The organism is Endozoicomonas sp. ONNA1 (assembly GCF_024606325.1).
In the GTDB taxonomy this organism is placed as follows: domain Bacteria; phylum Pseudomonadota; class Gammaproteobacteria; order Pseudomonadales; family Endozoicomonadaceae; genus Endozoicomonas_A.
Window position 1 is genome coordinate 1 of sequence record NZ_JAHHPN010000063.1, and the last position, 1632, is coordinate 1632.

Annotated in this window: 3 protein-coding genes; 1 reads left to right on the top strand and 2 read right to left on the bottom strand. The window is 47.9% G+C overall.

Annotation, left to right across the window (positions count from 1 at the left end):
- The coding region (locus KDK19_RS01375) for a TSUP family transporter (protein WP_257291191.1) at nt 1-144 on the bottom strand (144 nt) is incomplete at its 3' end.
- Nucleotides 145-342: 198 nt separating this feature from the next.
- Here KDK19_RS01375 and cysB point away from each other — a divergent pair.
- A complete protein-coding gene (gene cysB, locus KDK19_RS01380; protein WP_257254873.1) occupies nt 343-1317 on the top strand; it encodes an HTH-type transcriptional regulator CysB in 975 nt (324 codons plus the stop codon).
- A gap of 29 nt (nt 1318-1346) precedes the next feature.
- On the opposite strand, the gene KDK19_RS01385 is transcribed toward cysB, so the two are convergent.
- A partial coding sequence (locus KDK19_RS01385) for a hypothetical protein (protein WP_257291190.1) occupies nt 1347-1632 on the bottom strand: 286 nt, incomplete at its 5' end.

Consider the following 1632-nt stretch of genomic DNA (forward strand, 5'->3'; position numbering starts at 1 on the left):
CAACAGGTCCGTTCCTATTGCTATGTGGGTCGGAAATCCGAATAAAAGGAGCAGTGGAGTCATCAGAGACCCGCCTCCTATGCCGGTTAAGCCAACGGCAAAACCCACGCTGGCACCCGCTGAAATGTAGAGCAATGTGTCCATCAAATATGGTCTAAAGTTATAAGTAGCTCAGGCGATGTTTGAAATCATGATTAAAGCTGCATGATTCGCTGGTAACTGTAGCGACCGGCTTGTATTCTTGGAAGTAATTAAATGATATTCTCTTATGCCGCTATGAACTAAGAGTACTCATATTTTTTTCACACTATGGGTAGACGTTAGCTCGACCGGAGGCCATCAATGAAGCTGCAACAACTGCGCTATATCTGGGAGGTCGCTCACCATGATCTCAATGTATCCGCCACAGCGCAGAGTCTATATACCTCGCAACCCGGTATCAGCAAACAGATCCGCCTGCTGGAGGATGAGCTCGGCGTAGAGGTGTTTGCCCGCAGCGGCAAGCATCTGACCCGAATCACCCCGGCTGGTGAAAAAATTATAGAGACTGCAGGTGAGATTCTCAGAAAAGTCGAAAGCATCAAACAGGTGGCACAAGAGTTCAGTGATGAGCGTAAAGGTTCCCTGTCTATTGCAACGACGCATACCCAGGCTCGCTATGCACTGCCTGATATCATCAACAAATTTATTTCTCAGTATCCAGATGTGTCCCTGCACATGCATCAGGGAGCGCCCATCCAGATTGCTGAGATGGCTGCAGACGGCGTGGTTGATTTTGCCATTGCAACAGAAGCGCTCGAACTTTTTAACGATCTGGTCATGATGCCCTGCTATCGCTGGAATCGCTGTGTGCTCGTTCCGAAGGATCATCCGCTGGCACAAATATCTGAGTTGACACTGCAGGATGTTGCCCGGTATCCCCTGGTGACTTACGTCTTTGGCTTTACTGGCCGTTCCAAACTGGACGAAGCTTTTATGAATGAAGGTTTGTCACCCAGAGTTGTATTCACCGCAACCGATGCTGATGTCATCAAAACCTATGTAAGATTGAAGCTGGGTGTGGGTATTGTTGCGAAGATGGCTTACGATCCGGAACTGGATTCTGATCTGGTTCCTCTGAATGCAGACCATCTGTTTGAGCCCAGTGTCACTAAGATTGGTTTCAGAAGAGGGACCTTTTTGCGTGGATTTATGTATGACTTCATTCAGCACTTTGCACCACATTTGTCTAAAGAAGTCGTGCAGGAAGCGATTTCAAGACATAACAAAGTAGAAGTGGATGAGTTGTTTTCTGGTATTCAGCTCCCCGATCACTGACTTTTCTATCCTTTGAAGCGGCAGCTGCATCACGCAGCTTGCCGGTTCAGTACTTCCTTGACCAGCTTGAAGTAAACTGTGTAAATTTTCGGTTCCTGACCTTCTTCCTCGACCACAAAGAAGGGGGCCTTGTTCACTTTGTAGAATTCGGCCAGACGAGCCCCTTCGCTTGAAGCATCACCTTCTTTGGCGATCAGTACCTGGTCAATTTTCCCAAAGTGGCCGGAGCTTTCGAGCCGCTCCAAAACTTCGCTGCATTTTTTGCAGGGGCTGCCATCTGCCATTATTTTTTTGACCATGGTGATCTTCATCAAG